Source organism: Kocuria sp. ICS0012 (assembly GCF_001665945.1).
Taxonomy (GTDB): Bacteria; Actinomycetota; Actinomycetes; order Actinomycetales; family Micrococcaceae; genus Kocuria; species Kocuria marina.
Window position 1 is genome coordinate 1 of the sequence record NZ_LZMM01000073.1, and the last position, 7,580, is coordinate 7,580.

A 7,580-nucleotide genomic window follows, 5' to 3' on the forward strand; every position below is an offset into this window, starting at 1 on the left:
CCCCCGCGGGGGGCCCCCCCCCCCCCCCCCCCCCCCCCCCCCCCCCCGGGCCCCCGGGGGCCCCCCCCCCCCCCGCCCCCCCCCCCCCCCCCCCCCGGGGGGGGGGGGGGGCGACGTCGTCGGACAGGGCCGGGTCCCGGATGTGGAACCCGGCCGCGCGGGAATTACTTCTTGGGGGTATGCAGCAGCTTCTTGTTGGCGAACTCCTCGATGCCGAACGGGCCGAGCTCACGGCCCACACCGGAGCGCTTGACGCCGCCGAAGGGCAGGTCCGGAGCGGTGCCGGTGACCTCGTTGACGAACACCATGCCGGAGTCCACACGCTTGGCGACCTCCAGGGCCTCGGCCTCGTCGGCGCCGAAGACGGAACCGCCCAGACCGAACGAGGAGGAGTTGGCCAGCTCGATGGCCTCGTCCACGTCCTTGACCTTGTAGACCACAGCTACCGGGCCGAAGATCTCCTCGGCGTAGGCGCGCATCTCGGGGGTCACGTCCGCGAGCAGCGTGGCCTCCATCCAAGCACCGGGCTTGTCCAGCTTCTTGCCGCCGGCCAGCACCGTGGCACCCTTGTCCACGGCGTCCTGGACCTGCTCCATGATCTCGTCACGCGCGGACACGGTGCACAGCGGGCCCAGGAAGGTCTTCTCGTCCGTGGGATCGCTCGGGGTGATCCCCTGCACGGCCTCCGCGAAGTTCTCCACGAAGGTCTCGTACGCGTCCTCGAGCACGATGAACCGCTTGGCGTTGGTGCACGCCTGGCCGTTGTTGTTCATGCGCCCATTCACGGCCTGCTTAACGGTGCGTTCCACGTTCTTATCGTCGAGCACGATGAAGGGGTCCGAACCGCCCAACTCCAGCACAACCTTCTTGAGGTTCTTGCCGGCGGTCGCGGCCACGGAGGCACCCGCACGCTCGGAGCCCGTGAGGGACACACCCTGGACGGCGGGGTCCGGGATGATGATCTCCGCGATCTGGTCGCTGGACGCGAACACGTTGATGTAGACGTCCTCGGGGAAGCCCGCCTCGTGGAACAGCTCTTCCTGCACCAGCGCGGACTGCGGGACGTTACCGGCGTGCTTGAGCAGGATGGTGTTGCCCAGCATCACGTTGGGGGCCGCGAAACGGGCCACCTGGTAGTACGGGAAGTTCCACGGCATGATGCCCAGCAGGACACCCGTGGAGTCCAGGACCACACGGGCTTCTCCCCCGGTGGAGGGGGTCAGGCTGCGGCCCTTCATGAACTCCTCCGCGTTGTCCGCGTAGTAGTCGTAGATCGCGGCGACGATCTGTACCTCGCCCGCGGCCTGCGCGGCCGGCTTGCCCATCTCCTCCGTGAGGATCGCGGCGAGCTCGTCCTGACGCTCGCGGTACAGCTCCGCCATCTTGTGCATCAGCTGAGCGCGCTCGGCCACCGGGACATTGCGCCAGGAGGAGTACTCCTTGGCGGAACGCTGGACGGCGTCCTTGATCTCCTGATCCGTGGCGGTGTCGAACTTCTTGAGGGTCTCACCCGTTGCAGGGTTGATTGTTGCGTAAGCCATGCTGTCAGCGTATGCCCCGCCACACTCTCACGACATAGCGTTCACCGAGGGCGAGACTTCATGACACCTGCCCCCCACCCCGCGCCGTCATTCCCCTCTCTGCCGGGACCTGCTGCCCACCGACGACGACGCCACTCCCACCGCCAAGGGGACCCAGCGCCGTCGCCCTCCGCCCGCTGTCGATGACACGAACTCGCACACAAGCCCCGGGGGCGCCGTCCGCGCGGACAATGGAGCGCAACAACCTCGACCTCCTCGACATCCCAGGACGGCATGCATGACACACGAACGCCATCTCCCGGAGCACGGCGCAGGGTTCAAGAAGGTCCTGGGGCGGCTGGACGCCATCACCCTGGGCGTGGGGGCCATGATCGGCTTCGGCTGGGTGGTCCTCACGGGAGGCTGGCTGAACGACGCCGGGACCATGGGCGCGGTGCTCGCCATGGTGGCCGGAGGGGCGATCATGGCCGTGGTGGGCCTGGTGTACGGCGAACTCGTGGCCGCGATGCCCGCCGCGGGCGGTGAGCACAACTACCTGCTGCGGGGCATGGGTGCCAGGTGGGCATTCATCGGCTCGTGGGCGATCACGGTCGGGTACATCACGATCGTGGCGTTCGAGGCCGTGGCCGTACCTCGCACCGTGGAGTACATCTTCCCGAACCTCAGCCACGTCCCGCTGTGGACGATCGCCGGATTCGAGGTGAACCTCACGTGGGCGCTCGTGGGTGCGCTCAGCGCCGTGGTGATCACGTGGATCAACCTACGCGGTGTGAAGCAGGCGTCCACGGTGCAGGTCTTCGTGATCATCTTCCTGGCGATCGTGGGACTCATGATGGTCTTCGGCGCGTTCACGCGCGGCTCGGAACAGAACATGGAGCCCTTCTTCCACAACGGTGTCTCCGGGTTCTCCCTGGTGCTCGTGGTGGTCCCGTTCCTGTTCGTGGGCTTCGACGTGATCCCGCAGGTCTCCGAGGAGATGCACCTGCCGCCCAAGAAACTGGGCGGCACGATCGTCACCTCCGTGCTGATAGCGACCGCGTGGTACGTGATGGTCATCCTCACCACGTCCTCGGCGATGTCCGCACATGACCTCGCGAACGCGGACATCGCCGTGGCGGACGCGTTCGGCAACCTCTTCACCTCGGGCGCCATGGCCAACGTGCTGCTTGCCGGTGGCCTGGCCGGGATCCTCACGTCCTGGAACTCCCTGCTCATGGGTGCCTCACGTCTGCTCTGGGCCCTGGGCAACTCCCGGATGCTGCCCCGCTGGTTCGCCAAGCTGCACCCCAAGTACGGGACCCCCTCCAATGCCCTGCTGTTCGTGGGGGCGCTGTCCTTCATCGCCCCGTTCTTCGGCACCGAGATGCTCGGCTGGCTCGTGGACTCCGGCTCGCCCTCGATCGTGGTGGCGTACCTGCTGGTGTCGATCGTGTTCGTGATCCTGCGACGCCGCGAACCGGAGATGGAGCGGCCCTACCGGATCGGCGGGAAGCACCACGGCGGTGTGGTGATCGGTGTGCTGTCCGTAGTGCTCTGCCTGGGACTCGCTGTGCTGTATCTGCCCGGGATGCCCGCGGGGTTGGGCACCGCCCCCTACGTGATCTTCGCGCTGTGGTGGGTCCTGGGGCTGATCTTCATGCTGCGCATCCCGCGCGGGATCGCCCCCGGCGCGGACGCCGAGGAGCGGCTCGTGGCAGCGAGCGAGTCACGAACCCGCAGCCGCTGATCGCACCGTTGCGGCCGGGCATACCATGGAGGAAGGGAGCTATGTCCCACGAGTTCGAGACTGCACCGGACCACGCCGAGTGGAGTTCCCAGAAAGGAACCAGATGAGCATCAAAGACCGGGTTTCAGAAGTCCTCGAGGCCACACCCAAGGGCCTCCTGATCAACGGCGAGTGGCGAGATGCCTCCGACGGCGGGACGTTCGACGTCGAGAATCCCGCGACCGGCGAGGTGCTGGCCACGCTGGCCTCCGCGACCGAGGAGGACTCGCGCGCGGCCATGGACGCCGCCGCGAACGCCCAGGAGTCCTGGGCCCGCACGAGTGCTCGCGAGCGTTCCGAGATCCTACGCAGGACGTTCGACCTCGTCCAGGAGCACAAGGACGATCTCGCACTGCTGATGACCCTGGAGATGGGCAAGCCGTTCAAGGAGTCCCAGGGCGAGGTCGTCTACGGCGGCGAGTTCCTGCGCTGGTTCTCCGAGGAGGCCGTGCGTCACTACGGGCGCTACGTGGACACCCCCGAGGGCAACCTCAAGATGATCGTGACCCACAAGCCCGTGGGCCCGTGCCTGCTGATCACCCCGTGGAACTTTCCGCTGGCCATGGCCACCCGCAAGGTGGCCCCCGCGGTGGCCGCCGGGTGCACCATGATCCTCAAGCCCGCGCGCCTGACCCCGCTGACCTCACAGTTCTTCGCGAAGCTCATGATCGAGGCCGGCATCCCCGCGGGTGTGCTCAACGTGGTGTCCTCCGCGTCCGCGTCCAACGTCTCCGGGCCCATCATGGAGGATCCCCGGCTGCGCAAGATCTCCTTCACGGGCTCCACCCCGGTGGGCAAACAGCTCATGAAGACCGCTGCGGACCGCGTGCTGCGTACCTCCATGGAACTGGGCGGCAACGGCCCGTTCATCGTGTTCGAGGACGCGGACCTGGACAAGGCCGTGGATGGCGCCATGGCCGCCAAGATGCGCAACATGGGTGAGGCGTGCACCGCAGCCAACCGCTTCCTGGTGCACGAGTCCGTCGCGGACGAGTTCTCCAAGAAGTTCGCGGAGAAGCTCGACGCCCTCAAGCCCGGCAACGGTCTCGAGGAGGACACCACCGTGGGTCCCCTGGTCGAGAAGAAGGCGCGTGACAGCGTCGCCGAATTCGTCCAGGACGCGCTCGACAACGGCGCCGAGGCCGTCGTGGGCGGCAAGGCCGTGGACGGACCGGGGTACTTCTTCGAGCCCACCCTGCTGACCGGCGTGACCGAGCAGTGCCGCGTGTTCAAGGAGGAGATCTTCGGCCCCGTGGCCCCCGTGATCACGTTCAAGGACGAGGACGACGCCGTCCGCCTGGCCAACGCCACCGAGTACGGCCTGGCGTCCTACGTGTTCACCGAGGACATCTCGCGTGCCCTGCGCATCGGCGACCGCATCGAGTACGGCCTACTGGGCATGAACGTGGGAGTGATCTCCAACGCCGCGGCGCCGTTCGGCGGCGTCAAGGAATCGGGCCTGGGCCGCGAGGGCGGCGCCGAGGGCATCGAGGAGTACACCACCGTGCAGTACATGGGCATGCCCTCGCCCTGGGCCTGAGCACGCCCGCGCCCGCCTGACGGGAGGAGGGCCCCACGAGGGTCCGAACTCCCGGCACCGGCCGCACACGGACCCGCCTCGGCTGGAGCCCCGGATCACCGGGGCTTTCCGGGGCGGATCCGATTATCGAGTTTTCGCGTCCCCGTGCCGCTGTAGTGAAAGGGCAACCGAACATGGCTGACATCGAATACCGGCTCGAGCAGAAGCGCGATCTGAAGACCGCCCTCCCGGGCCCCAAGTCGCAGGAACTCGCGGCGCGGCGGGAGAAGGCGGTCGCGGCCGGTGTCGCCTCCTCCGTGCCCGTCTACGCGGACGAGCTCGACGGCGGCATCATCAAGGACGCGGACGGCAACCAGCTCATCGACCTGGGCTCCGGCATCGCCGTGACCTCCGTGGGCGCCACCGCGCCCAAGGTTGTGGAGAAGGTGCGCGAGGCCGTGGGTAAGTTCACCCATACGTGCTTCATGGTGACCCCCTACGAGGGGTACGTGGAGGTCGCCGAGAAGATCGCGTCCCTGACCCCTGGGGCCTTCGACAAGCGCGCCGCGCTGTTCAACTCCGGTTCGGAGGCCGTGGAGAACGCCGTGAAGATCGCGCGCATGCACACCAAGCGCAACGCGGTCGTGGTCTTCGACCACGCCTACCACGGCCGCACCAACCTGACCCTGGCCATGACCTCCAAGGTCATGCCGTACAAGCAGGGATTCGGGCCGTTCGCCAACGAGGTGTACCGCGTTCCCATGTCCTACCCCTTCCGCGATCCGGAGGGCATGACGGGCGAGGACGCCGCCAAGCGCGCCCTGTCCCTCGTGGAGAAGCAGGTGGGTGCGGAGAACGTGGCCGCGATCGTGATCGAGCCCATCCAGGGTGAGGGCGGGTTCATCGTCCCGGCCCCGGGCTTCCTGCCCGCCCTGTCGCAGTGGTGCAAGGACAACGGCGCGGTCTTCGTCGCGGACGAGGTCCAGGCTGGCGTGGCCCGCACGGGCAAGTGGTTCTCCTCCGAGTACGAGGGTGTCGAGCCGGACCTCGTGACCTTCGCCAAGGGCATCGCCGGCGGTATGCCGCTGTCCGGCGTGGTGGGCCGCGCGGAGCTCGTGAACGTGGTGCACGGTGGCGGCCTGGGCGGCACCTACGGCGGTAACCCCGTCGCGTGCGCGGCCGCTCTCGGCGCGATCGAGACCATCGAGGACTGGAACCTCGCGGACCGTGCCCTCGAGATCGAGAAGATCATCAAGGATGAGCTCGGCTCCCTGGCAGAGTCCTCCCCCATCGTGGGCGAGCTGCGTGGGCGCGGCGCCATGATGGCGCTCGAGTTCGTGAAGCCCGGCTCCAAGGAACCCAACGCGGACGCCGCCAAGCAGATCGCGGCCAAGTGCCTCGAGCAGGGCGTCGTCATCCTCACGTGTGGCACGTTCGGCAACAACGTGCGTCTGCTGCCGCCGCTCGTGATCGACTTCGACCTGCTGCGCGAGGGCCTACGGATCTTCTCCAAGGCCATCGAGGAGGTCGGCGCCTGATCCGCGCTTCTTGAGCTTTACCGCGTACGACGGCGGGCGGTCACCGGGGTTCCGGTGGCCGCCCGTTCGCGTGTCCGGCGCGCACGGCTGGGGTATCCGTCAAACGCACGACATCGACTGAGCCGCAGTCAGCCCGAAGGCGGGCTCTACCCCCCACAGTTCCCCAGGGAGCGTCCGATCCGGAGCCCGCAGGCTACCTCACGTACACCGTGGCTTCCAGAGTCGAGTTGCCCAGGTAGTGGCCCACGGAGGCGACGCTGGTTTTGGTGGCAGCAGATGTGTCCGGTGACTGGATGACGGCGCAGGATCCCCCGTGAGAAAGTTCCGCCAGCGAGGCCGCCTCATATTCTTTGGACTTCGCATCGCCGCTGAGTGGGGGCGCACCGCTCTCAGTCACCGCGTACTGGAAGGGCCGCCAATTGTGGCCGTTCGCGTTGACGCCAGTCTCCATGAGCTGTTCCTGGGTGACGGCATGTGAACACAATGCGCTGGGCCGCCCCCTTCATTCGGTCCGGTCGCTCTGTGAGTCGTCGGTTTCGATTTGATGGGTGCACTGCAGAGCGTGCTCGGCCCGGGGGTAGGTAGCCGAGCGATGAGTGCCGACGCTGATGGTTGTACTCGGTCTTCCAGTCGCCGATCACGACCTGGGCGTGCAGCAGTGAGTAGAAGCTGTTGATGTTCAGGCACTCGTCGCGGAGGCGGCTGTTGAACGATTCGACGTATCCGTTGTGCCAGGGCGAGCCGGGCGGAATGTAGAACAGGCCGGTGCGGGTGCCGGCCCAGTCGGCCATCGCGTCGCTGATGAACTCGGGCCCGTTGTCGCTGCGGAGCACACCCGGTGCACCGCGGACGGCGACGAGCTCTTCGAGGTGGGCGGTGAGCCGGTCGGCGGTGATCGACCGCTCCACGAGCCCGCCGATGCATTCGCGGGTGTGCTCGTCGACGATGGAGCAGATCTTGATCGGGCAGCCCCGCTCGTCGGCGTCGAACTGGAAGTCCACCGCCCATACGAGGTTCGGTGCGACTGCCGCCGGGGCGTCGACGGTCGAGGATCCGACACGCTTGCGGCGTCGCCGCTGCGGGACGCGGAGGCCTTCGGCTCGCCAGAGGCGTTGGATCTTCTTGTGGTTGACCGCCCAGCCCTCACCCCGGGCGTCGTGATACGCCCGCCGGTACCCGTAGCGGGGATGCTTCTTCGCCCACGCGCGCAGCCAGTC

Annotated in this window: 5 protein-coding genes and 1 pseudogene; 3 read left to right on the top strand and 3 right to left on the bottom strand. The window is 67.6% G+C overall.

The features are described from left to right. Nucleotides 1-164: 164 nt before the first annotated feature. Nucleotides 165-1,541 (bottom strand): NAD-dependent succinate-semialdehyde dehydrogenase, encoded by a 1,377-nt coding sequence (locus A5728_RS11710; RefSeq protein ID WP_064847247.1) that lies wholly within the window; start codon nt 1,539-1,541, stop codon nt 165-167. 277 nt (nt 1,542-1,818) lie between these two features. Between A5728_RS11710 and A5728_RS11715 the strand changes: the two genes are divergently transcribed. The 3 genes from A5728_RS11715 (at nt 1,819) to gabT (ending at nt 6,363) form a co-directional block, all read left to right on the top strand. Then, nucleotides 1,819-3,267, top strand: coding sequence for an APC family permease (locus tag A5728_RS11715; RefSeq protein ID WP_064847248.1), 1,449 nt, complete (start codon nt 1,819-1,821; stop codon nt 3,265-3,267). A gap of 103 nt (nt 3,268-3,370) precedes the next feature. Next, nucleotides 3,371-4,846, top strand: a complete 1,476-nt coding sequence (locus A5728_RS11720; protein ID WP_035959265.1) for an NAD-dependent succinate-semialdehyde dehydrogenase — start codon at nt 3,371-3,373, stop codon at nt 4,844-4,846. A gap of 173 nt (nt 4,847-5,019) precedes the next feature. Beyond that, a complete protein-coding gene (gene gabT, locus A5728_RS11725; protein WP_064847249.1) occupies nt 5,020-6,363 on the top strand; it encodes a 4-aminobutyrate--2-oxoglutarate transaminase in 1,344 nt (447 codons plus the stop codon). Nucleotides 6,364-6,556: 193 nt separating this feature from the next. Here gabT and A5728_RS14905 read toward each other — a convergent pair whose 3' ends face one another. Both A5728_RS14905 and A5728_RS11735 read right to left on the bottom strand, forming a co-directional pair. Next, complete coding sequence (locus A5728_RS14905) at nt 6,557-6,814, bottom strand: hypothetical protein (protein ID WP_064847250.1); 258 nt, start codon at nt 6,812-6,814, stop codon at nt 6,557-6,559. Nucleotides 6,815-6,865: 51 nt separating this feature from the next. Beyond that, nucleotides 6,866-7,580, bottom strand: a pseudogene (locus A5728_RS11735) (IS3-like element ISPfr10 family transposase); the annotation flags it as partial.